We start from the raw sequence: 23,819 nt of genomic DNA, 5'->3' as shown, positions 1-23,819 counted from the left end.
CAAAAAAAGCGCCTCTATATGAAGAGGCGCTACTAAATTTAGGCTGATTGTTTCGGCTTAATACGTAAAATTTTAATACCGAGATACGCATATATAACAGCTAAAACGGGATTAATTAAGTTAAAGAAAGCGTAAAGTGCGTAATCGAAAGGGTTTATTAAAAGTACACTTTGCATGTAAGCACCACATGTATTCCAAGGAATAAGTGGACTGGTAATCGTACCGCCATCTTCTAAGGTACGAGATAAATTAACTGGCTTTAAACCGCGCTTTTCATATTCATCTTTAAACATACGTCCAGGAACCACAATAGCAATATATTGATCGGCTGCAATGAGATTAGTACCAATACACGTTGCAATGGTAGAGGCAATTAAAGAGCCTGTACTTTTCGCTATTTTTAAAATACTTTTTACGAAAATGTCTAACAAGCCTGTTTTTTCCATAATAGCGCCAAACATAAGCGCAGTCATAATTAACCACGTCGTTGTTAACATTCCCGCCATACCACCACCGCTAAGTAGTGAGTCCATTTTGTCATCACCGGTATCGATGCTAAAACCGTCAAAAAATGTCGTCCATACTAATTTGAAATACCCAACCACTTCGCCTTGAGAAGTATCAATTTGAGAACCAATTAAGTCAGACTGAAATAGCATAGCCCAAACAGCACCAACCACAGCACCAATAGAAATAGCAGGAAAAGCAGGCATTTTTTTAATTGCTAGCACTAAAAGCACAATTAAAGGAATGAGCATCTCAAAACCAATATTGAAGTTTTGCTCCAAAATTAGCGTAATTTCGTCTAAACGCCCAGCCTCATTAGAAGCCGTTGCGTTAAAGCCCATAAATATAAATATAATAAGCGCAATCACAAAGCTAGGAACTGTTGTCCATAGCATATGCTGAATATGTTCAAATAAGTCAGAGCCAACCACTGCGGGCGCTAAGTTAGTTGTTTCAGAGAGTGGGCTTAGTTTGTCACCAAAATACGCACCAGATATAACAGCACCAGCTGTAACTGTCTGATCTAAACCAAGACCCGTAGCAACACCTAATAAAGCAACACCAATTGTAGCTGCAGTGGTCCACGAGCTACCAATGCTCATAGCCACAATGCCACAAATTAAACAACTTGCTGCATAAAACCAACTAGGGTTAATTACTTGCAGGCCATAATATATTAGCGTTGGTACTGTGCCCGATAACAACCAAGTACCTATCAAAGCACCTACCATTAATAAGATGAGTATAGCGCCAAGAGAAAGTGTTATGCCCTCTATCATAGCTTGCTCAAGCTTTTTCCACGTGTAGCCGTTTTTTAGGCCAATTAGAGCAGCTGCGAAGGTTGCAAATAAAAGTGCAATTTGGTTTGGTCCAGATGACGAGTTGTCACCAAATAAGTAAACCGCAGCCCCTAACAAGCAAATTAAAACTGAAATAGGAATTAATGCATCAAGAAATGAGGCGGGTTTTACTGGTTTATCATCCAATGGGTTCAAAGTTGAGACTCCTACACACATACAGCGTGTTTAATTATTATTTTTAGCACTTAGTGCGTATTAACTGAGCATTTCTAAGCCGGCTCAATTTTTAATAGTTAGAGATTATAACAATTTAGGCTGTGATAGGTAGCAAAAAAGGCGCACGAGCGCCTTTTTTGTAGTGGTAAAACCAGTTTTTACTTTTTGGCGATGCGACCAAAGTTAATGTAGTCCTGAGTAATTAAGGCAGCTTCTTCAAGGAACGGGTCAAGCTCATCAATTACATCTGGTACATCATCTAGGTTTTCAACCGGATCTTTACCTAATCGTTTCAAGCGCTCATTTGTACGAACTAATGCACGCGCTTCACCTTCTTCTTTTTCTTTAATACGCGTGGCTTCAACTAAAGAAATCGTTTTACGATCTTTTTCTTCGTTGTACAACGCTATATCATCAAACACGTAGCCGAACTCAGGTTCAGATTTAATACGATCTTTATGCTGCTTTTCTAGGTAAGGAATAACTGGAGTTAAATTTCCTAACTTTTTATATTTTGCTTTAACAATGCTATCCCAAGGAAGTGCATTATCTTGTTTACTTTCACCCCACTCGGCAGGATCTATAGCCGATGGAAATGAAATGTCAGGAATAACACCTTTGTGCTGAGTACTGCCGCCATTAATACGGTAAAATTTAGCTATGGTGTATTGCACGCTACCTAATGGGTTATCGTAAAGATCATACGCTCTTGCAAGACCTTTATGTTGCTGCACAGTGCCTTTACCAAATGTTTGTTCGCCAATAATAACAGCGCGACCATAATCTTGCATTGCAGCGGCAAAAATCTCAGAGGCAGACGCACTGTAACGATCAACTAAAACCGTTAATGGCCCGTCGTAATAAGTAACGCCATCACGATCTCTTTGCTCTTCAATTCGGTTATTTAGAGTATGTATTTGTACAACAGGACCTTGATCGAAAAATAAGCCAGAAAGCTGGGTCGCTTCGTATAACGAACCACCACCATTTTGACGTAAGTCGATAATAATACCGTCTACTTTAGCCTCTTTTAATTTAGCTAACTCAACTTTTACGTCTTTAGACAAATTATTGTAAAAACCTGGGATTTCAATAACCCCAATCTTGCTTGATAAATCAGAATATTTAGCTTCAAACACTTCTGACTTTGCAGCTCTGTCTTCAAGACGGATTTTGTCACGAGTAATTTCGACCACTTTAGGTGTGCCATGAGCATCTGCACCTTTCAAATATTGCAAACGTACTTTCGTACCTTTAGGGCCTTTTATTAAATCTACAACATCGTCTAAACGCCAGCCAATCACATCGGTAAAATCTTCACCGTCTTGTGCTACGCCAATAATACGGTCATCTGCTTTAATTTGTTCGGTTTTGTCTGCGGGACCGCCTGGTACAAGACTACGAATTACGGTGTAATCTTCGTCAGGAGTTAGTACAGCACCAATGCCTTCAAGTTCTAAGTCCATATCCATTTTAAATTGTTCAGCACGTCTTGGTGATAAGTAAGACGTATGCGCCTCAATAGTGCGAGCTAAAGAATTTAAAACAATTTGAAATGCATCTTCTGAGTTAGATTGAACTAGACGCTTTTCAGCGTTTTTGTATCGCTTGGTAAGAACCTCTTTGATTCCTTCCCAATCTTTACCAGTCATTTTTAATCGCAGTGCATCGTACTTAACACGCTCTCGCCAGATCTCGTCTAGCTCTGCTTGCGATGTTGGCCACGTTGCATCTTCACGATCAAAAAAGTATTCATCTTGTTTTTCGAACGTCATTTCATTTTCTAATAAAGAAAGTGAATATTCGTAACGTTCAAAACGGCGCTTTAGGCTTAAATTAAAAATATCAAACGTAAAGCCTAGCTTGCCGGTAGTTAAAGCGTTGTCAAAGCTATCGCGATATTGCTCAAAGGATGCAATATCACTGGCTAAAAAAACGCTTTTATTAAAATCAAGGGATTCGATGTAACGATCGTACACTTTACTAGAAAGTTCATCGTTAAATCGAACCGGGATATAGTGTGAACGAGTAAATAAGCTTGCCACGCGCTTACTGGCAGTGCCATGTTGACTTTCTTGCTTGAGTAGAGGTAAATCATCAATGGTGACAGGCTCTACAGCAGCAAATAATGAACCTGAAAACAGGGCTGCAACTACCGGAATGAGCGTAAACTTTTTACTCATACAAACTCCTTAATTTATGTACAACTTAAACAGTGTATAAGCTGTCTGCTTTGGTTTTAACTTGCATACCAGTCACTAATTCAACATGAACGTCGTCTTTATTTACTTCAGTGATTACTGCATTTACAAGTGCTTGGCCTAGTTTAACTTTAACCTTGTTATTAACCTTGACCTCTGTTGCTGGTAAAGGTTCAATTTTACCTGAACGTTTAGCGGGTGCAGATTTAGTTGCTTTGCTAGCTGACGCATTTTTATCAGCGCCCTTGTTTGCATGTGCAGGCTTCTTCTTAAAGTTTTTAGAATCTGAGTCTTGACGTGGACGCTGTTGTTTTTTGCGCTTAGCCATTTTTGCACGGCTTTCTTCTAGTGCTTTTTGAGCATGATCAATGTGCTCTTGCTCAACTTTTTCACCTTCATTGCCATCAAGGTCAATACGAAACTCCGACTTTGTCACAGCTTCTAAATAACGCCAGTTAGACGTGTATTTTCTTAGTGCTTGACGAACTTGAGTCTTGCTTACTTTTTCAGACCCTTCAATACGCTCAGCAATATCTTTAAAAATACCGACTTTAAGCGGTTTGATACCGTCTTTTTGTTTAAAACATTGTGGAAATTCTTGGTACAAGAACTCCAATACTTCATTAATATCTTTTAGCTTGTTTGTGGTTTCCATTTTAGAACCTATTTTTCACATCTTTTCATCAAGGGACGAATCAACATAGTGTATTACCCAGTCGACCAGTTCTTCGAAATCGGCTTCAAGTACAGCCATATCACCTCGAAGGTGTTCCCAAATACCATTTATTATTTCATCGATTGATTCACAATCTAAATCATCTGGGAGTTTGTCCCAAGCAATGTGAATCAAATCATTGAGCGTTTCCGCTACATGTTCTTCTTCGCCTTCCCAGTCGCCTACATCTTGTATAGCAAATAGGTAGTCTTGAACATTTAGCAAATCTTTCATTACAAGCTAGCCTCAAAGCATTTAACCAATGCTTCTAATCCCGCTTTGTCATCAGTGTCAAATCTAGAAATACTAGGACTATCAATATCTAGCACTGCAAATATTTTACCATGTTTCATGATAGGTACAACAATCTCAGAGTTCGATGCTGCATCACAGGCAATATGCCCATCGAAGGCATGAACATCTTCAATTAGTTGTGTTTGCAACGTAGCTGCAGCCGTTCCACATACACCCTTTCCAACTGGAATACGGATACATGCTGGGTTACCCTGAAATGGGCCTAGCACTAATTCTGACGGCGAATCAATAAAGTAAAAGCCCGCCCAATTTACATCCTCTAAAGAGGTAAATAACAGCGCGCTTATATTTGCCATATTAGCAATTACATTCGACTCACCGGCAATCAGCGATTCAGTTTGTTTAACTAATGACTGGTAAAAATCGTGCTTTTGCATACCAAACTACTTCTTATTAAACATACAGTAGCTAAAGGTACTCTTTGTGATGAAAAATTGGAACCTTTTGCAGGTAAAAAAAAGGAATTTCCGTAGTTTAAAAGCGTCCTTGGTTAATAAAGACGCGATTATGATTTTGAAGTTTTACGAAGACCAAATAAAAACAGCCCTGCCGCTATTGCTGACATAACACTATTTATTAAAAATATTTCGCCTGTGGAGGCACTTAAAAGAAAGCTAAAAATAGCACCACCAAGTAAACCAAGCGTTAAAACACCGGAATAGTTTACTTTTGAATATTTAAACATTAATAAATAGCCTGGGACAACAAATGCAGCCATTGTTAAGCCAACAATATGCGCATTAGATATGGCTGTCATCAATAATGAAAAAAATATAGAGACAAATTCACCTTGTAGCGTTATTGAATAATAAATACCTAATAGGCTACCCACAATCACAGGAGAAAGTAATGAAAGCGCAACGCTTTTTGCTAATTGGTGTTTCATTTAATAGTCCTTAACAACACACTTAAACTCTATTTATAAGCATGCACCAAGAACCCAAAGTTAGAAACAGAGACTATGGTCGTAAATTACGAACAAAAATAAAACACATTAAACTACAAACGACCTACCGTTTTCGGCTAATAATTTTAATAAAGGTAAAGTTATTGCTTTTGAGTAACAAGACAGGTGATTCATTTTCAGATGTTAAACAGGAGAGTTATTTGATGTCTTCAGCTTCATGCTTAATTTTAAAATTGATCAAACATAAATGCCAATTGCAATTGATAGTCAAATTCAAAAAACAAAAAAGCCCGCTGTTTAGCGGGCTTTATTATAATGGTGGAGAGATAGGGATTTGAACCCTAGATAGGCTACAAACCTATGCCGGTTTTCAAGACCGGTGCATTCGACCACTCTGCCATCTCTCCTAAAGTGCTATAAACTACAAGTAAGAGTGTACTCATAGTTATTGTAATAAGTGGTGGAGAGATAGGGATTTGAACCCTAGATAGGCTACAAACCTATGCCGGTTTTCAAGACCGGTGCATTCGACCACTCTGCCATCTCTCCGCACGGCCTGCATAATAGGGAAACCCGTTGGCTTTGTGAAGCTTTTTTTTAAAAAAATTGCTTAAGTGCTTAAAAAACAATTAATTTGTTCAAAGATAAAACAAAAACTTTCTTTTTGGTGGTTAAATGAACTTTAATTAAAAAATTAATGTCTATTGATCCACAAAGGTTTGCCCAAACATATAAGAGTTGGTAATCTAATTCTAGTTAAATTATCGAAACACACGTTTCACTTAAAGGAGCTCTACAATGGCGTTTAATCAATCGTACAATACCGCTAAACCGGTAATGTCTACCATTGAAACAAACAAGGTACTTAAAAACACCTACTTTTTACTTGCGATGACACTTGCATTTAGTGCAGTGACTGCCGGTATCTCAATGGCACTACAATTACCTTACTTTATGGGAATTGTGTTCACACTGGTTTCGTTTGGTTTATTATTTGTTGTAAACAAAAAAGCTGACACCGCATCTGGTGTATTTTGGGTATTTGCTTTCACAGGTTTAATGGGGGCTGGTTTAGGTCCAATGTTAAACCATTACGCTGCCATGCCTAATGGCCCAATGCTTATAATGCAAGCTCTTGGTTCAACAGCACTTATTTTCTTTGGTCTATCTGCATATGCGCTCAACACCAAAAAAGACTTCTCTTTTATGGGCGGCTTTTTAACGGTTGGCCTAATTGTGGTTATTGTTGCAAGCATTGTTAACATATTCATCGGTAGTTCTTTAATGTTTATGGTGCTTAACGCTGCGGTTGTATTAATTATGTCTGGCTTAATTTTATTTGATACAAGCCGCATTATTAACGGCGGAGAAACTAACTACATTCGCGCTACAGTATCTTTATACCTAAATGTGTACAATCTATTTACTTCACTACTGCACCTACTTGGCGCAAGTGATGACTAATTAAATAGTTCTGTTAAAATAGCCCCTTTATTGGGGCTTTTTTATTGGAATTGTTTTGGCACGATTTGTTCTTTCATTACACACACCACCATCAGATCACGACACCAGTCAACGCATAATTAAGTTTGCTAATGCGTGTTTATCTCAAGGGCACACCATAGACGCAATATTTTTGTATCAGCAAGGCGTTTATCATGCATCAACACATTTTGACTTAGCCTCTGACGAACTTCAAATTAGCGCATTATGGCAAGCGCTATCAAGTCAAAATATTAATCTTATGCTGTGTGTAACCGCGGCAGAAAAAAGAGGCTTAGATACGTCAAACACAGGCGTATTTTCTGTTGCAGGTTTAGCTGAATTCGCAATGCTTGTAAGCGACGCTGATAAATGGGTGCAATTTAAATGATTAATGTATTAGTAATGAGTCAAAGTAGCCCATTTGATGATCTTAACCTGCGCGATGCCCTCGATATGACGTTAATTTTTGCAGCTGTCGATCAAAACATAAGCTGGTTATTTAGTGGCCCCGCTGTTTTAGCATTAAAAAAGAATCAAACCCCTTCCACCATAGGTATTAAAGATTTTTTTAAAAACATAAAAACGCTAGAAGTTTATGACGTAGAAAACATCTATGTATGTGAAAAATCGCTCCTTGATTATGGCCTAAGTAAAACTGATTTACTCATAAACGCGCACGCGGTTACATTTGGTGAACAACAAACACTTATCAAAAAACAACATCACGTGGTGACCTTATGAGCACACTACATATTTTTTCAAAACCATTAAATTACTATTCTGCTAACCAGCTAGAAAACTTAATTTGTGCTGATGACCGTATATTGCTTTTAGGTGACGCATGCTTTGCTAATAAACAATTTAAACAATTTTCAGATACCCTCTTAGTACTTGAAGAGGACGCACTCGTTCGTGCAATTAAGCTATCAAATAACGACACTGCCATTAGCTATGACGAGTTTGTGTCTCTTACTTTAACCTCTACGCAATTAATTACTTGGTAACCCATGCTTGAATTTAACCAAAAAACAATAGACACAGATAAGCAAGGTTATTTACTCGACCATACACAATGGTCTAAGCAACTAGCCCCCATTATTGCAGAGCAAGAAAACATATCGCTTAGCGAACAACACTGGGAAGTGATTAACTTCGTCCGCGAATTTTATCTTGAATACAACACAAGTCCAGCCATCCGCATGCTAGTAAAAGCCATGGCCAAAGCACTCGGAGAAGATAAAGGTAATAGTATTTACCTTTATAAATTGTTTCCAAAAGGCCCAGCTAAACAAGCCACAAAAATTGCTGGATTACCAAAACCAGCAAGGTGTATTTAATGAGAAGTAAATCGAGTAACAAGCAACCCCCCGCTTCCTCAACCAAGCGTAATACGGGTCGCACGTATTCTAGAAGTGCAATTAAAAAGCCTACAAACAAAAGAGAAATAAAACCTCAAATAGACGCTAAAGACAAAAAAATTGTACTTTTTAACAAGCCATTTGATGTGCTTTGTCAATTTACAGACGATGCAGACAGAAAGACGCTAGCTGAATTTATTCCTATCAAGGATGTATATGCTGCAGGACGGTTAGACCGCGATAGCGAAGGTTTATTGCTGCTCACAAACTGCGGGAAACTACAAAATACATTAACAGCACCTAATAAAAAAACCAATAAAACGTACTGGGTTCAAGTAGAAGGTGAGCCTTCGACTGAGTCAATACAAGCTTTGTGTAAAGGCGTTGAGCTTAAAGATGGGCTCACACTGCCTGCTAATGTAAAAATGATAGAAGAGCCTAACATTTGGCAACGAACTCCCCCTGTACGTGAACGAAAGTCTATACCTACCTCATGGCTCAGTATTACCATTAATGAAGGTAAAAATAGACAAGTTCGCCGAATGACAGCTCATATTGGCCATCCTACTCTTAGGCTAATTCGTTACAGCATAGGTAATTACACTTTAGCCGACATTAATACTGGTGAATATAAAATCATTAAAGGTAGCATTAATGCATAAACCAAATGTAACAGTAGCCGCAATAGTTAAAAACCATAACGAATACTTATTAGTAAAAGAACGCGATAAATTTACTAAGCAAATTTGCTATAATCAACCGGCTGGTCATTTAGAAAAGAACGAAACACTAGCTCAAGCAGCAAGCCGCGAATTATATGAAGAAACAGGTTTATCGCTCACCCCTACTGGCTTTTTAGGTGTTTATAACTTGTACGCTGACAACGGCGTTCATTACCTAAGGTTTTGTTTTTTATTTGATGCTAGTGGCACCAACCAACAACTTAACCCTATTGATGATGATATTATAAGTGCCCATTGGTTTAACCTAGAGAAAGTTAAATCTTTACCACTGCGAAGCCCACTCGTTCAAAAGTGCTTTGATGACGCGGTGACGCGTCCGCTATTAGGCCTAGATACTATTTTCAACTAATAAAAAATTAAGGCATATTAATGGTGTGTTTTAAAGTTTACTCTGCCTAGAGGGATTACTTAGTGACGTGGGGTGTGTAATTGCTCCAGCCTATTCTTCTGACTTGCATCCATGTAAGGATACGTACAAATAGAGCAAAACTTTCACGCCATCGCTACCCCCTCACCTAAACCTTTGTAATAAAAATTTAATCTAACTTTCAGAGTGTAATGCAATACAGTTTCTGCCTTGGTCTTTTGCATAATACAGTGCGTTGTCGGCTCCTTTAACAAAGCTTACCTTATCGTCTTGGGAACTAGCCGTTGAGTTAACGCCCATGCTCACTGACAAAAAGCCACTGTAGGTATCCTCATGCACAATTGCTAAAGCTTCAACGGCCTTTTGTATTTGCTCAGCAATAAATAATGCACCTTCCTTATCAGTATCAGGGAGCAATACAACAAACTCTTCACCACCATATCTGGCAACAAAGTCTTCAGGACGATTTACTGTCGATGCAATAGTTTGAGCCACTTCATATAAGCAAGAATCCCCAGCCAAATGTCCGTAACGGTCGTTAAACTGTTTAAAAAAATCAACATCAATAATTATTAACGATATTGCCCCTTCACACTCCTTCGCTTTATCAAATTCATGAGCAAGTTTTTCATCAAATCGACGCCTGTTAGCAATTTTGGTTAATGAGTCCAAAAATGCCATATCCCTTAAAATATCCTCAGCCTCTATTCGCTCGGTTGCATCTTTAAATACGGCTAAAAATTCTTCGCCTATCTTTATGCCCGATACCTCCATAACAACTTGTGTGCCATCACTACGTGCAACTGTGTAATTATTGGCAGGTATATCGTCATTACTACTTTTCGCTTTTTTCAAAGCTTCAGACCATAAATTTTGAGCTTGCACTCTGTAGTGCGGATCTGGGTAGGCCTTTTTCCACCATGCATGTAGGTTAGGCACATCCTCAACAGTATAACCAAACACATCTACAAACCGTTGGTTTACCCTAAGGATATCACCGGTTTTGCTACACACATTACACACTGGCATAGGGAGCACTGAAAATAATTTAGCATAGTGACTTATCTCATGTTTTCGCATTGGGTTTAAGGTACTGCGTGATAAAAAGCTCATCGGCATTTCTTTACTTTCAGCGCTCAATTGTTCATGCATTTGTAAAGCAAAATACCATTCTAGCCACCAGTATTCTAATTTATCTAAAAGCTTCATTTCGAGGCTAAGCACTTCTGTAGTGTTTTTAATTAAATTAAACAAATCACTGATTTGGTGATGGGATTGCGCTTGCTGAGCATGCTTGAGTTTTATTAGTTCATAAAAAAGATGGTAGGCTGACTTTTTTAATTCTTGCAGGTTTATGATTAAAAGCTTATTTGAGATGAGATTTACTTGGTGTTTGTTTTGTTCTACAAACGATCTAATTTTATTAATTTTGTATGCGTGATTCATATATTCATTCCATTGATTATATTTTACAGCTTATTGAATGGGCTAACCCATCAAACTTTATCATTAATGAGTGTATATATACTCTAATCACTTTTAAAGAACTTATTATTAATTTTTAACATATGGCTCGTATTTTGTTCTGTACGTTAAGCGTAGAATTAGAATCAACTTTTATCAAAAAAATGTTATGTAAGCGCCTTAGGTATCTTAGCTATTTATTATATTAATAAATTACTCACTAATTGTAAGGTTTGCCTTGTTAGTCTCTTTAAGCGCAAACAAAATACATGCTATAATCGCGGCCTTTCCAAGTTAACAGTAATCTGTATAAGCGAAATTATTCATGAGCGAAAATAGTCACATTAAAGTCATCGTTGGTATGTCCGGCGGTGTTGATTCTTCAGTATCTGCATATTTGTTACAACAACAAGGCTACCAAGTAGAAGGCCTGTTTATGAAGAACTGGGAAGAAGACGACAATGACGAGTATTGTGCCGCTGCAGAAGACCTAAAAGATGCGCAAGCCGTGTGTGACAAGTTAGGTATCGAACTTCATACTGTTAACTTTGCAGCTGAATATTGGGATAACGTATTTGAATACTTTTTAGAAGAGTACAAAGCAGGCCGCACACCTAACCCCGATATTATGTGTAACAAGGAAATCAAATTTAAAGCCTTCTTGGAATTTGCTGCACAAGCACTCGGAGCTGACTTTATTGCGACAGGCCATTATGTGCGTCGTGAGCTTCGGGACGACAAATATGTAATGTGCCGTGGTTTAGATAACAACAAAGACCAGAGTTACTTTTTATACACGTTAAGTCATGAACACATTGCTCAAACGCTTTTCCCTGTAGGCGATATCGCCAAGCCAGAAGTGCGCCGCATTGCTGAAGAGCAAGATTTAATCACACATGATAAAAAAGACAGCACTGGTATTTGTTTTATTGGTGAACGTAAGTTTAAAGACTTTTTACAAAAATTTTTACCTGCCCAACCAGGTGTTATAGAAGACACTGAAGGTAATAACGTTGGCGAGCACGAAGGCTTGATGTACCACACACTTGGCCAACGAAAAGGCTTATTAATTGGCGGTATGAAAGAAGGCTCAGGCGAACCTTGGTACGTTGTAGACAAAGATGTCGAGCGTAACGTACTTATTGTTGGCCAGGGTAAAGACCACCCTCGCCTATATAGTAATGGTTTAAATGCTAACCAACTTCACTGGGTAGACCGTGTAGGTCCAAAAGGAACAACGCGTTGCACAGTTAAAACACGTTACCGTCAAGAAGATATAAACTGTACTTTGCTTGTTGGTGATGACGGTATGGCCCGTGTGTTATTTGATGAACCTCAAAAAGCGGTTACACCAGGTCAGTCTGCAGTATTTTATGCGCAAGAAGTTTGCTTAGGTGGCGGTATTATTGACTCGGTGATCAAGTAATGAATGAACACCAAGTTATGGCGCTTGCCGCGATGTGCCAAGCCGCTAAACAAGTACAAAAAATAGCGCAGTACGGCAGTAATAATGAACACGATTTAGACATATTACTTTCTAGTATTGTACAAACATCGCCAGCATCACCAGAAGATGTATATCAAGGCACTCACAATTTACGAGATGGCTACAAAACGTTGATGGAACAGCTATCAGCGGGCGCTCAGAAAGACGTTGAGATTGTAAAATATGTAGGTGGCTTGATGCAGCTTGAGCGAGCACTTAGCGCAAACGACAAAAGCTTAAACGAATTAGGTAAACGTATTGATGATATTCATCGTCGTTTAGACCATTTTGCTATAACCGATGACACCGTTGTTGCCGGTTTGGCAGATATATACTCGTCGGTGCTAAGCCCCCTTGGGCACCGAATACAGGTTTATGGTAAACCCGAGTTATTAAAACAGCAACTCACTCAAAATAAAATCCGCGCATTACTACTTGCCGGCATCAGAAGTGCAGTATTGTGGCGACAAATGGGCGGTAAACGCCGTCATTTTTTCTTTGCAAAAAGAAAAATAATCGCCATTGCTAAAGCAAAAATTTAATTATCGTTCAAACAAAAATTTAGGAGTTATTATGGAGCTTTCAGCGTTAACGGCTATCTCGCCAGTTGATGGTCGCTACGGCAGCAAAACCACTGAACTACGCAGTATTTTCAGCGAATTTGGATTAATTAAATACCGTGTAATTGTTGAAGTGCGTTGGTTGCAAGCGTTAGCTGCAGCAAGCGACATTAAAGAAGTGCCCGCATTTAGCGACCAAGCAAATGCACTTTTAAACGCTATTGTTGATAACTTCAGTGAAGCCGACGCGCAGCGCGTTAAGGATATTGAACGAACAACTAACCACGACGTTAAAGCCGTTGAATACCTTTTAAAGGAAAAAGTAGCTGATAACGCAGAGCTACATGCTATCAACGAATTTATTCACTTTGCATGTACCTCAGAAGACATTAACAACCTATCACATGGTTTAATGTTAACTGAAGCACGTGACAGCGTATTACTGCCATACTGTGACCAATTACTTAACGCCATCAAAGAAAAAGCCATTGAGTATAAAGCAGTGCCAATGATGACTCGTACGCACGGACAACCTGCTACACCATCAACTATGGGTAAAGAGTTTGCAAACGTATACATGCGTTTAAAGCGTCAACGCGATCAAATTGCGCAAGTAGAAATGCTTGGTAAAGTAAATGGCGCTGTTGGTAACTATAACGCTCACCTTAGCGCTTACCCTGATTACGACTGGCATATTCATGCAGATAAATTTGTATCGAGCCTAGGTTTAACATTGAACCCGTTTACCACACAAATTGAACCACATGATTACATTGCAGAATTATTTGATGCAATTGCACGTTTTAATACTATTTTGCTTGATTTTGACCGTGATGTTTGGGGTTACATTGCCCTTAACCACTTTAAGCAAAAAACCATTGCTGGCGAAATTGGCTCATCAACTATGCCACACAAAGTTAACCCTATTGATTTTGAAAACTCAGAAGGTAACTTAGGTTTAGCAAATGCAATTTTTGCACACCTTGCACAAAAACTGCCTGTATCTCGCTGGCAGCGTGATCTTACCGATTCGACAGTGCTACGTAACCTTGGTGTGGGTATGGGTTATGCGCTTATTGCATATCAATCAACGCTTAAAGGTGTTAGCAAGCTTGAAGTTAACGAACCACGTTTACTTGAAGAGCTAGACCAAAACTGGGAATTGCTCGCAGAGCCTATTCAAACAGTTATGCGTAAATACGGCATTGAAAAGCCATACGAAAAACTTAAAGATTTAACCCGTGGAAAGCGCGTAAATCAAGAAATAATGGCTGACTTCATCGATGGTTTAGATCTTCCTGAAGTTGCTAAAGTAGAAATGAAAAAACTAACACCGGCTAATTACATTGGCCGTGCGGTTGAATTTATTGATGATTTAGTTTAATTATTAATCACCACTATCAAAAAGCGAAAGGGTTATCCTTTCGCTTTTTTTGTATAAAAAGCAAAGCAATTACCGGCAGGCAAACGTATGTATCAATTAAAAATAAACGATTTATCTGAACAAGAATTTTTAACCCACTTTTGGCAAAAAAAACCTCTTTTGATCAAACAAGGGTTTAGTCACTTTGAAGATCCACTTGATGCAAACGAACTTGCTGGCTTAGCAATGGAAGACGCTATTGAATCGCGTATTGTTACAAATCACAGTAACGACTGGCAAACCCATCAAGGGCCATTCGAGGACTTTGATTTACTCACAGAGGAAAATTCAACGTTATTAGTGCAAGCAGTCGACCACTGGCATCCAGAGGCAGCCCAGCTGCTAGAACCGTTCAGATTTATCCCTAACTGGCGCATTGACGATTTAATGATCAGCTTTTCTACCCCTAATGGTGGTGTTGGCCCGCATTTAGATCAATACGATGTTTTCATTATTCAAGGTGAAGGAAAGCGTCATTGGCGAGTTGGCCTACCCGACCCAACTCTTAAGCAATTTGCTCAAAATAAAAAATTATTGCAAGTTGAAGCCTTTGAAGCAGTCATAGACTGCATTTTAGAACCCGGTGATATTTTATATATTCCACCAGGCTGCCCGCATGAAGGCTACGCGGTTGAAAATGCACTTAATTACTCTGTTGGATTTAGAGCACCAAATCAGCAAGATTTACTATCAAGCTTTGCCGATCATGTTATTGACACTGAAAGCGGTCAAAAACGCTACACAGACCACAACTTAGTTACAAGAGCCTCAAAAGGTGAGCTTACAAATAATGAAGCTGAAAAGGTTAAGCATCTTATCGCCTCAATGCTAGAAGATGATGGTCTATTCAAGCAATGGCTTGGCAAAACCTTAAGCCAACCCAAACATGAAATGGACTTGGCACCAGTAGAACCTGCTTTTACCCAAGATCAAATAGCAAACGAATTGGCAGAGCCAGATACTATTTTTGAACGTGTCGGTGGAACACGAGCAATTTATCAGCAGTGTGAAAATGAGCTTTTAGTAAGTATTAATGGTGATAATTTCACTCTTCCTATCGGGGACATAGCAGCAGTAAAATTACTAACAGACGAAACCGAGTTTAATACTAATGAGTTAACTAACGCTCAAAATAGTCTAGTTTTTGTTCAAATGTTTACTATACTTGTTAATGAAGGCATTTGGTTTAACGCAAACCAAGAGTAACAAGTAGGAGGCAATTGTGGGTTATCGTATAAACAAAGTTGAATGGGATCGACAAAAAAATGAGTTACAACAAATAAGGGAGCGTGTATTTGTTTACGAATTACATATCCCTAAACGTGTTGAATTTGATAACCTCGATAAATTAGCTTTGCATGTGCTTGTTACAGACGACAGCTTTTGTCCCGTCGCAACAGCCCGCCTGTGTGATGATGGCTTAATTGGACGCTTAGCTGTACTGCCTGATCATAGAAACCGAAATGTTTACTGCTCGTTACTTAATTATATTTTTGACATAGCAGTAGAACAAGGTATTGAATCAATTAGCGTTAATTGTGTTCTACACGAAGTTGAACGATTTAAACGTAACGGCTTTATAAAACAGGGTAATGTGTTTATGGAGGCAGGTATACCTAGGCAAAGAATGAAATGCCCGGTTAGGTGTGCTGATACAGCACCTTTCACACTAGTTCATTAATTAAGTTGTAAGGGTAATCAAAGCTTGATTACCCTTTTTGGATTATTTTGGTTCGTGAGCCCACAGCTTATCGTTATCGTATAACTCGTAAAGGCCATGTGCTCTTTTCACTAATAGGTTAGCAAAGTCTGCCTGTGTTTTATCTCGTGCGCCCGCACTCATAATCTGGTCTGCTTTTAACTGCCATTGCAATGAAAAATAACGCATAGCATCACGCGCATCTGACGCTGCACCCACTTCAGCATGGTCTGTTGGTAATTGCCCTGAAACAACCCAATACGTTTTTCCGTTTTGCGCTTTAAATTTCCACATGGCGCAAATAGGAGCTAAAAAGCGGCTGTCTTGCTCAACTACAGATTTAGGCATAATGCCTTTTTCTGCTAGATACTTTTGTGCTGTTTGAAAACATCCACGTTGCCATGCAACACGTTGTTGCTCGGCTAATGCTTGCTCTTCAGGTGTTAATTGTTTTTGTTGTTGTTCCATTGTAATGACCTTATTACTTCTTTTTAAACACTGTAAGGTCTTAGTAAATAAGGTGCAAGCATAAAACAGGCTGCTTGCACTTTAAAAACTCTGACTGCTTTGTTTTTATACAAATTGCTATTTTATATTATGGTCAAACGAACCAACATCCCCCGGAAACACAACGGGCGACTCAAAACCATCATGACTAACAGATGAAATACCAAAGTAATAATTGTCTATTACTACATTCTCAAGTGTGAAATCAGAAACATTACCAACGTATTTACTAAACTGCCATTGCGGCTCGCTTGTGTAACGCCAATATATTTTATAACCGGAAATTGTGTCATCGTTACTTTTTTGCCACGAAAACGAAGTACTAGCCTTTACTGCGCCAGTAATTTTAACGTCTTTAGGAGGGGCTGGAGCCCAAGCCATTGATGCCATAGTTACCGCATTGAGTGACGTTAGTTTAGCTGCATAATCAAAATCAACCCCGTCAATCGTATCGCCATATGTAACGCCATTTTCTGTTCGTAGGTCTTGGTGTTGACGATCATAATGCTCGTTTGTTTCCATTATGCGCACTGCTGCAAACCCAGCATCGTTAAATGGACGATGGTGCCCGCCTCGTGCAAACCTGTCTAGCCTGTAAACAAGCATTGTATCAAGATTGGGGATGTACCTATCTGCAACAGTATCAATATAACGGGCTAAATTTCTACTTGCAGAATCAACCTCACCACCCGTAAATCGACGAGTACGAGCCTGTGCTTTTGTTTCAACAACACGTGTGCCCTCTGAAAAAATACGTGCGGTTGTGTTATCAGTCACTCCATTTATACCGGTAATATTGCCAATCATGTCATTATTTAAAACACCATGTACTTGCCAGTTATTCTTTTGAGCGTGCGCGGTTAAAATTTTACCACCAAATAACCCCTGCTCTTCCCCTGATAACGCAGCGTAAACCACAGAGCCGTTAAATTTATATTTACTCAGTACGCGTGCCGCTTCAATAACACCAGCAACACCCGATGCATTATCATTAGCGCCAGGAGAGTCACTAGTAAAATCCATTACATCGCTTACACGTGAGTCTATATCACCCGACATCATCACCATTCTATTTGGTTCAGTACTGCCGCGTTGAATAGCAACAATATTTACCACCTCAACAGGATCAGGTATGCGTTTTTCGCCTGAAATAGTGTCTGATACCTCAATAACCTCTAAGCACCCACCACATTGTGCGGATATTTTTTCAAACTCAGCTTTAATCCAACGTCGAGCAGCACCAATACCTCGAGTGTCAGATTTAGTCTCTGAAAGTGTATGACGTGTACCAAAGTCCACCAGCGTTTGAATATCGCTGCCAATTCGCTCTGCTGACACACTTGCCGCAATATCATGCAGATTTTGTTGATCTTTATATTGCATATCAGCCGCAATAACGCCACTTGATGCTGAGCAAGCAAACGCAAGCATGCTTAGCTTTAATAATTTAATTGATGGTTTAAGCATTTATGTAGCTCCTTATTTTTATTGGTTTACAATTACCTATGTATTTGTATATCGCAATTAATTTGAGGTAGATACGAAAATAAGCACGCTAAAGCGCAGAAAAGAATAGTACTAATTCGAGTTCAATATAAAAATAGTTACCAAAGTTATAAAGTAAGGTAGCAGACCAAATATCCAAAGTTTTAACCCAAGCGTGTAATGCCTAAGCACTGTTGTATTCAACCTTGCACGAACTCTGCTTTTATAATCAACAGCGTTACCCAACGCTAAATGCATACCCCCTAAAATTAACGCTAAATAAAGTGTACTGAACACGATTAAATTATTTCTAACGGAATCAGTAAGTAATTTTACATAATCAAAATAAAAGAAAAGAGCAAATAAACCAATATAAATAGATAGCACCATACCGATTAGGACACTCGCCTTGTACCCCGTTTGCGTATTATTTGGGTCAACTTTTTTTAGCCATTGAGCACACACAAAATGTACAGCACAAATAAACGATCTCATCTTCTACCCTTTAATTAATGAGTAAGTTGGATATTGTTATAACCTATAAAACGGTCATGTAACCCCACACTTAATAACACTGCAGCAGAAAACATAAACAAAAGTATAAACACCACACAATTAACGGCTGTGCTTGTTTGCACGCTAGTAGAAAAAAAATGTAAACATAAAGCCAAAACAACAATGAATATTGCAAACTTGTTGAATACAAAATAGCTGGGTATTTCAAATGCCCACAACGACGTTTCATTTATAAATTGCCTGTAACCATAAAATACAAAGGCAATAGCACCCACTAAAGCAACGGTGAAAGTAATTAGCGTGATGTCTAACGCCATATTTTTATAAATAAGCAAATAACCGAGTCGAATTGAGTAAATAAAAATAGCGAGCCAAATTAACAGCACAGGGCCTAAAATTAATCCCATTTTTCTCTCCTTGAATGTTTTAAATGATTTAACTTAAGCCAAAATACTACACGGTAAAGCAAATCAATAAATTTATAACCAAATAACTTAAGTAAACTTTTTATTTTCGTGCCAAACTAAGAAACTTAGACTCTGGATAATAGAGCGATCCCAAGCACCTATTGCCGGTAAATTCGCCTTGTTTTTATTAAAAATCCCAGACTAGTAAAATTTAATTATCATCATGATTTAACACGTTAGTAAATCACTTAATCAGAGTTCCGGTTAAGTAGTCAATTTAAAAAGTAAGAGTATGCGCCAGTTAAAAAATGAAACGTTAAAATGTAACCTTGTACAATTTAAGCAAACCACGCTTGGTCCTATCTATGTTTATGAAAACGCGCAATACCGTTGGTTAACACTTGACGAAAAACGTGAACAAGATGCTGTTATTCAGGGCGTAATGAGCAAAAGCAAAACAGAGCAAGTTTTGGTACCTGTAAATCAAAGCATGCTGCTGTTTTTATTAAAACCGGTAACCAATCTTAAAATGTTAAATTTAGGGTTGGGAACCGCGGGCGTTGAGCGAGTTATCTATTATCTATTCAATAAAACAAAATTTTTAAATACTCTACACACCTTTAACACCGTTGAAATTAACCCTGATGTGGTTGAAATTGCACAAACACATTTTTATTTGCCAAAACCACACTCTGTATTTTTAGAGTCAGCAGAGCAATTTATCCAGCAATGTAAAATTAAATACGATGTGATCACCATCGACATATTCAGTGGAGAGTACCACCAACCATTTTTAAACAGCGCTCTTTTTTGGCAAAACGTGACGCGCTGTTGCAATTCAAGCAATCAAATAACACTCAATTTAAACCCTAAAACAGGTCAAGAGTTACAGCTGTTGTTGGCCTTGTTAAGAAAGTACTTTAAAGCAATCGCACTTGTTGAATTTAATGAGTATAAAAACATTGTTATTGTTTTAAGCCCTAGCTCACTAAAACACATTACCGTCGACAATATTCAAGATTCTGACGTTTTTAAACATCTTGCTCCCAATTTATATAAAGATATTAATCATATTTACCACATTGAATCTTTTTAATTAGCGACCGGGTTCATGCTTTTCATGGCAAGGCAAACTGGTTTCTAACTGTTCCCAATTCGCTTTTGATGTAACAAAATTATGAGATATAGGTTTTTCTGCAATATCTGAATCCAGTAAACCTAATCGAATACGAAAACGGCTTTTATCACTGGTATTTTCGCTATAAATAGGCGAACCACAGCAGGCACAAAAATACCGTGTTCTACCGGGTTTAAACGCGTACCCACTTAATGAGTCTTGCCCTTGAGTGATTAAAAACTCATCAGCGTTTACAAAACCATTTGTAGCAAACGCTGTTCCGCTATTTTTTCTACACAAAGAACAGTGACAGTGAATAATACTGGTAATATTGCCTGTAATTTTCACATTTACTTTTCCACACAAACAAGAGCCTAAATACATAACACTTCCTTATTAATTTCAAAAATAAGCACAGGCGTATGTTAACTATAAAGTTATTTGATATGAATAAGTTTTAGTTATTTACTGAGCGCGACTACAAAATTTATATAGCTTTTGCTTAAACTTAAGCGCGTTAAATTTTTTTGGTTTACAATAAATCAGTTATTGGTTATAAATAAAACGAAATTTGGTAATGTATTATTTAAATTATTAAACAAAACGTTATTACCAATAACAATTTATTCCTGTTTATGCTATCAATAACAATTAAATAAAGAGTAAACAATGCGCTATAAAAACGTTCTTCTGCCAATGTGGTTAATCACGTTAGTAGCATGCAGCCAAAATCACCAACATCCTTCCACAAATCAATGGCTGTTAATCGATAATTTTGAAACGCAAACGCTAACATGGCAAAAAGCTGATACAGACAATCAAACCAATCCATACATAGCTAACCCACAAGTGACAAAAATTTCACGAGAGGCTGAATCCTCAAATCATTACTTATTAAAAAACCAGCCGCCGAAGGCATTATTGGTAATCGAAAAGCACTCAGTTTTACTAAGCTACCAAAAGTAGTTGAAGTGGGAGAAACCTATACATTTTTTACGCGCATAAATGTAGAAACGTTTCCTAACAATCACGCTTTTGGCTTAAGTAACTTACAGCCCAATGAAATTAAAAAGCATGGTTACAATGCGTTTGAACCTACCTTACGTGTAACAGACAAAGCCGAGTCGAATGGATTTAAAAACGATGGCGCTTTAATGGTCAAAACAGATAAAGGTTACAGCAACATTCAAAACTACAACGCCGCCCAATCAGCAAAGCCCCTTAACACAAATCAATGGTACAGCATCTGGTATGTAGTGAATAACGCGCCTACAAAAATGCAAGGCCAACAATACAATGTGTATGTTCAAGGCGGTGAGTTTACAACGCAAACACTCGTGTATAAAAATGCAAAATTTAGAATGAAACGTGAACAACCACTTATTTACTTTTTGGCAAACGCAAATACTGGTCCGGCTAAAAAGCCCTATGGTAACGGCGGTTTAAAATACGACGACTTATATATGAGCCGAGGCATTAACCTTTCAAACCCTGTTAGATAAAAAGCCTGTATAAGTAATAACTAACCTGAATTTTAGATATAAAATCTCTCAACTAAAGCTCATATTAGTTAATACAAAACTGCATTTAAAAATACTTAAATGGTATAATACTTCACATTATTTGCTATTTAAGTTTTTAAAATGTATCGACTCTTTGAAAGAATGACCAACGCATTTCCTGAGGAAAAACCCACTCAGCCGCCTTCTACTTTATTTGCGTTTTGCCGCCATTACACCAAGGGCATGGAACTCTCGTTAGTGCTTATGTCGATAAGTGCTGCGCTGTTAGCAATTTTAGAAGTATCGTTATTTAGTTATATGGGCCAATTGGTTGATTGGCTAAGTACCCATACACCACAAACCCTATTTGTAGAGCAAAAAACTGAACTGATAAAAATGGCTGTTATGCTGTTAGTCGTTTTGCCTATTGTGGTGTTTTTTCACGCCGCTATTTTGCATCAAGCCTTATTGGGTAATTACCCTATGTCGATTCGCTGGTCAGCGCATCGGTATTTACTTCGCCAAAGTGTAAGTTTTTACCAAAATGAATTTGCAGGGCGTATTGCTACCAAAGTAATGCAAACGTCTTTAGCTGTTCGCGAGGCGGTAATGAAACTGCTTGATGTACTTATGTACATAGTGGTTTATTTTGGCGCTATGGTGTTTTTAGTTGCTGAAGCTGATTGGCGCTTGATGATCCCTTTGCTTGTATGGCTTGCCTTGTATGCTTCAATACAGGTTTACTTTGTGCCTAAACTTAAAAAAATTGCCAGCTCACAAGCCGATGCACGATCAGAAATGACGGGCCGTATTGTTGATAGCTACACTAACATTTCAACTATTAAACTTTTTTCGTACACCCAACGCGAAGAGCAGTACGCCAAGCAAAGCATGGATGTATTTTTACAACCCGTATATAAACAAATGCGCTTAGTAACCAGCCTTAACTTTGCTATTAATACGCTTAACTATTTGTTGGTATTTAGTGTTGCCGCATTATCGCTTTATTTATGGTCAATGAGTGCAATTAGCGCTGGCGCTATAGCCGTTGCAGTTAGTTTATCGCTTAGGTTAAACGGTATGGCGCAGTGGATCATGTGGGAAATAAGCAGCCTGTTTGAAAATATTGGCACCGCCACCGATGGTATGAAAACACTATCAAACCCAATAAAAGTAGACGATAAACCAAACGCAAACACCCTTGAAGTAACCCAAGGCAGTATTGAGTTTAAAGATATACATTTTAATTATGGCAAAGCCGCCAACGAAACTAACCGTGGCCCGGTAATGAATGGGTTAAATCTTAATATTAAACCCGGTGAAAAAATAGGTTTAGTTGGCCGCTCTGGCGCGGGTAAATCAACGCTTGTTAACCTACTACTGCGCTTTTACGATACTGACTCTGGCACAATTAAGATTGACGGTCAAAATATTACTGACGTAAGCCAAGAAAGTCTTCGCCGCTATATTGCTATGGTAACGCAAGACACTTCCCTGCTTCACCGCTCTGTTAAAGATAATATTTTATACGGTCGCCCCGATGCAACCGAAGCTGAAATGTTAACCGCCGCAAAACAAGCTAAAGCGCTCGATTTTATTAGCGATTTAGAAGACTCAAAAGGTAATAAAGGGTTTGATGCACAGGTTGGCGAACGTGGTGTAACTTTATCGGGCGGTCAACGCCAACGTATTGCCATTGCACGAGTGTTACTTAAAAATGCCCCTATTCTTATTTTAGACGAAGCGACCAGTGCACTTGATTCAGAAGTTGAAGCGGCTATTCAAGCAAGCCTTGATGATTTAATGACAGGAAAAACGGTTATCGCTATAGCGCATAGGCTGTCTACCATTGCACAAATGGATAGACTCATCGTGTTAGATAATGGTGGCGTCGTTGAGCAAGGCTCACACGATGAACTCATTGCACAAGGGGGCATATATGCAGGCCTTTGGGCTCATCAAACAGGTGGATTTATTGGGGTAGAATAACACTTAATACAAAAAACCGACGTAGTAGTACTAACACTAAAACGTCGGTT

The 23,819-nt window shown here is 38.4% G+C and carries 25 protein-coding genes, 2 tRNA genes and 1 pseudogene; 15 read left to right on the top strand and 13 right to left on the bottom strand.

Features of this window, described 5'->3' with window-relative positions; genetic code table 11:
• Nucleotides 1–38: 38 nt before the first annotated feature.
• The 8 genes from nhaC to ATS72_RS03195 all read right to left on the bottom strand — a co-directional run bounded on the left by nhaC (nucleotide 39) and on the right by ATS72_RS03195 (nucleotide 6,210).
• Nucleotides 39–1,502 (bottom strand): Na+/H+ antiporter NhaC, encoded by a 1,464-nt coding sequence (gene nhaC, locus ATS72_RS03230; RefSeq protein ID WP_010556414.1) that lies wholly within the window; start codon nucleotides 1,500–1,502, stop codon nucleotides 39–41.
• A 179-nt stretch (nucleotides 1,503–1,681) separates the two neighbouring features.
• Complete coding sequence (gene prc / locus ATS72_RS03225) at nucleotides 1,682–3,706, bottom strand: carboxy terminal-processing peptidase (RefSeq protein WP_006792820.1); 2,025 nt, start codon at nucleotides 3,704–3,706, stop codon at nucleotides 1,682–1,684.
• A gap of 25 nt (nucleotides 3,707–3,731) precedes the next feature.
• Entirely contained in the window at nucleotides 3,732–4,379 is a 648-nt protein-coding gene (gene proQ, locus ATS72_RS03220; RefSeq protein WP_006792821.1) for an RNA chaperone ProQ, read from the bottom strand.
• 15 nt (nucleotides 4,380–4,394) lie between these two features.
• The gene (locus ATS72_RS03215; protein ID WP_006792822.1) at nucleotides 4,395–4,673 is read right to left on the bottom strand and encodes a hypothetical protein; all 279 of its coding nucleotides are present in this window, start codon (nucleotides 4,671–4,673) and stop codon (nucleotides 4,395–4,397) included.
• Nucleotides 4,673–5,131 carry a GAF domain-containing protein gene (locus tag ATS72_RS03210; protein ID WP_006792823.1) on the bottom strand — a complete coding sequence of 153 codons (459 nt, stop codon included), beginning with the start codon at nucleotides 5,129–5,131 and terminating at the stop codon, nucleotides 4,673–4,675. The genes ATS72_RS03215 and ATS72_RS03210 overlap by 1 nt, the downstream gene beginning before the upstream one ends.
• Before the next feature lie 128 nt (nucleotides 5,132–5,259).
• Nucleotides 5,260–5,640, bottom strand: coding sequence for a hypothetical protein (locus ATS72_RS03205; protein ID WP_008127308.1), 381 nt, complete (start codon nucleotides 5,638–5,640; stop codon nucleotides 5,260–5,262).
• Nucleotides 5,641–5,977: 337 nt separating this feature from the next.
• Nucleotides 5,978–6,068, bottom strand: a tRNA-Ser gene (locus tag ATS72_RS03200).
• A gap of 51 nt (nucleotides 6,069–6,119) precedes the next feature.
• Nucleotides 6,120–6,210: transfer RNA gene (locus ATS72_RS03195), tRNA-Ser, on the bottom strand.
• Nucleotides 6,211–6,459: 249 nt separating this feature from the next.
• On the opposite strand from ATS72_RS03195, the gene ATS72_RS03190 reads away from it, so the two are divergent.
• The 7 genes from ATS72_RS03190 to ATS72_RS03160 are packed head-to-tail and all read left to right on the top strand — an operon-like array spanning nucleotide 6,460 to nucleotide 9,596.
• The gene (locus ATS72_RS03190) at nucleotides 6,460–7,125 is read left to right on the top strand and encodes a Bax inhibitor-1/YccA family protein (protein ID WP_006792828.1); all 666 of its coding nucleotides are present in this window, start codon (nucleotides 6,460–6,462) and stop codon (nucleotides 7,123–7,125) included.
• A 55-nt stretch (nucleotides 7,126–7,180) separates the two neighbouring features.
• Nucleotides 7,181–7,534 (top strand): sulfurtransferase complex subunit TusD, encoded by a 354-nt coding sequence (tusD, locus tag ATS72_RS03185; RefSeq protein WP_006792829.1) that lies wholly within the window; start codon nucleotides 7,181–7,183, stop codon nucleotides 7,532–7,534.
• Entirely contained in the window at nucleotides 7,531–7,887 is a 357-nt protein-coding gene (locus ATS72_RS03180) for a DsrE family protein (protein WP_058428825.1), read from the top strand. The genes tusD and ATS72_RS03180 overlap by 4 nt, the downstream gene beginning before the upstream one ends.
• Nucleotides 7,884–8,150, top strand: coding sequence for a DsrH/TusB family sulfur metabolism protein (locus tag ATS72_RS03175; protein WP_006792831.1), 267 nt, complete (start codon nucleotides 7,884–7,886; stop codon nucleotides 8,148–8,150). Before ATS72_RS03180 ends, ATS72_RS03175 begins: the two co-directional genes overlap by 4 nt.
• A gap of 3 nt (nucleotides 8,151–8,153) precedes the next feature.
• Complete coding sequence (locus tag ATS72_RS03170; RefSeq protein ID WP_058428824.1) at nucleotides 8,154–8,483, top strand: TusE/DsrC/DsvC family sulfur relay protein; 330 nt, start codon at nucleotides 8,154–8,156, stop codon at nucleotides 8,481–8,483.
• Nucleotides 8,483–9,166: a pseudouridine synthase gene (locus tag ATS72_RS03165; RefSeq protein ID WP_058428823.1), complete on the top strand. Its 684-nt coding sequence runs from the start codon at nucleotides 8,483–8,485 to the stop codon at nucleotides 9,164–9,166. The genes ATS72_RS03170 and ATS72_RS03165 overlap by 1 nt, the downstream gene beginning before the upstream one ends.
• Complete coding sequence (locus ATS72_RS03160; RefSeq protein ID WP_058428822.1) at nucleotides 9,159–9,596, top strand: NUDIX domain-containing protein; 438 nt, start codon at nucleotides 9,159–9,161, stop codon at nucleotides 9,594–9,596. Before ATS72_RS03165 ends, ATS72_RS03160 begins: the two co-directional genes overlap by 8 nt.
• 192 nt (nucleotides 9,597–9,788) lie before the next feature.
• Here ATS72_RS03160 and ATS72_RS03155 read toward each other — a convergent pair whose 3' ends face one another.
• On the bottom strand, nucleotides 9,789–11,060 hold the full coding sequence (locus ATS72_RS03155) for a sensor domain-containing diguanylate cyclase (protein WP_058428821.1): 1,272 nt from the start codon (nucleotides 11,058–11,060) through the stop codon (nucleotides 9,789–9,791).
• Nucleotides 11,061–11,403: 343 nt separating this feature from the next.
• On the opposite strand from ATS72_RS03155, the gene mnmA reads away from it, so the two are divergent.
• The 5 genes from mnmA to ATS72_RS03130 all read left to right on the top strand — a co-directional run bounded on the left by mnmA (nucleotide 11,404) and on the right by ATS72_RS03130 (nucleotide 16,228).
• Nucleotides 11,404–12,504 carry a tRNA 2-thiouridine(34) synthase MnmA gene (mnmA, locus tag ATS72_RS03150; RefSeq protein WP_006792837.1) on the top strand — a complete coding sequence of 367 codons (1,101 nt, stop codon included), beginning with the start codon at nucleotides 11,404–11,406 and terminating at the stop codon, nucleotides 12,502–12,504.
• Nucleotides 12,504–13,106, top strand: a complete 603-nt coding sequence (gene hflD / locus ATS72_RS03145) for a high frequency lysogenization protein HflD (protein ID WP_006792838.1) — start codon at nucleotides 12,504–12,506, stop codon at nucleotides 13,104–13,106. Before mnmA ends, hflD begins: the two co-directional genes overlap by 1 nt.
• Before the next feature lie 31 nt (nucleotides 13,107–13,137).
• The gene (purB, locus tag ATS72_RS03140; protein WP_058428820.1) at nucleotides 13,138–14,508 is read left to right on the top strand and encodes an adenylosuccinate lyase; all 1,371 of its coding nucleotides are present in this window, start codon (nucleotides 13,138–13,140) and stop codon (nucleotides 14,506–14,508) included.
• Nucleotides 14,509–14,595: 87 nt separating this feature from the next.
• Nucleotides 14,596–15,753, top strand: coding sequence for a cupin domain-containing protein (locus ATS72_RS03135; RefSeq protein WP_058428819.1), 1,158 nt, complete (start codon nucleotides 14,596–14,598; stop codon nucleotides 15,751–15,753).
• 16 nt (nucleotides 15,754–15,769) lie between these two features.
• Nucleotides 15,770–16,228 (top strand): GNAT family N-acetyltransferase, encoded by a 459-nt coding sequence (locus ATS72_RS03130; RefSeq protein WP_058428818.1) that lies wholly within the window; start codon nucleotides 15,770–15,772, stop codon nucleotides 16,226–16,228.
• Nucleotides 16,229–16,270: 42 nt separating this feature from the next.
• Here the strand turns inward: ATS72_RS03130 and ATS72_RS03125 are convergent, their stop codons facing one another.
• The 3 genes from ATS72_RS03125 to ATS72_RS03110 form a co-directional block, all read right to left on the bottom strand.
• Nucleotides 16,271–16,714: a DUF4826 family protein gene (locus tag ATS72_RS03125; protein ID WP_058428817.1), complete on the bottom strand. Its 444-nt coding sequence runs from the start codon at nucleotides 16,712–16,714 to the stop codon at nucleotides 16,271–16,273.
• 117 nt (nucleotides 16,715–16,831) lie between these two features.
• The gene (locus ATS72_RS03120) at nucleotides 16,832–18,220 is read right to left on the bottom strand and encodes a M28 family peptidase (RefSeq protein ID WP_058428816.1); all 1,389 of its coding nucleotides are present in this window, start codon (nucleotides 18,218–18,220) and stop codon (nucleotides 16,832–16,834) included.
• 527 nt (nucleotides 18,221–18,747) lie between these two features.
• Nucleotides 18,748–19,161, bottom strand: a complete 414-nt coding sequence (locus ATS72_RS03110) for a hypothetical protein (RefSeq protein ID WP_058428814.1) — start codon at nucleotides 19,159–19,161, stop codon at nucleotides 18,748–18,750.
• Nucleotides 19,162–19,453: 292 nt separating this feature from the next.
• On the opposite strand from ATS72_RS03110, the gene ATS72_RS03105 reads away from it, so the two are divergent.
• Nucleotides 19,454–20,257: a hypothetical protein gene (locus ATS72_RS03105; protein ID WP_058428813.1), complete on the top strand. Its 804-nt coding sequence runs from the start codon at nucleotides 19,454–19,456 to the stop codon at nucleotides 20,255–20,257.
• Here ATS72_RS03105 and ATS72_RS03100 read toward each other — a convergent pair whose 3' ends face one another.
• A complete protein-coding gene (locus tag ATS72_RS03100; RefSeq protein ID WP_010556403.1) occupies nucleotides 20,258–20,662 on the bottom strand; it encodes a GFA family protein in 405 nt (134 codons plus the stop codon).
• 285 nt (nucleotides 20,663–20,947) lie between these two features.
• On the opposite strand from ATS72_RS03100, the pseudogene ATS72_RS03095 reads away from it, so the two are divergent.
• Nucleotides 20,948–21,780, top strand: a pseudogene (locus ATS72_RS03095) (hypothetical protein).
• A gap of 141 nt (nucleotides 21,781–21,921) precedes the next feature.
• A complete protein-coding gene (locus ATS72_RS03090) occupies nucleotides 21,922–23,769 on the top strand; it encodes an ABC transporter ATP-binding protein (protein ID WP_058428812.1) in 1,848 nt (615 codons plus the stop codon).
• Nucleotides 23,770–23,819 lie beyond the last annotated feature (50 nt).

Origin of the sequence: Pseudoalteromonas sp. 13-15, from assembly GCF_001468205.2 — a bacterium.
Lineage (GTDB): Bacteria > Pseudomonadota > Gammaproteobacteria > Enterobacterales > Alteromonadaceae > Pseudoalteromonas > Pseudoalteromonas marina.
This window is presented reverse-complemented; position numbering and strand designations above follow the sequence as displayed.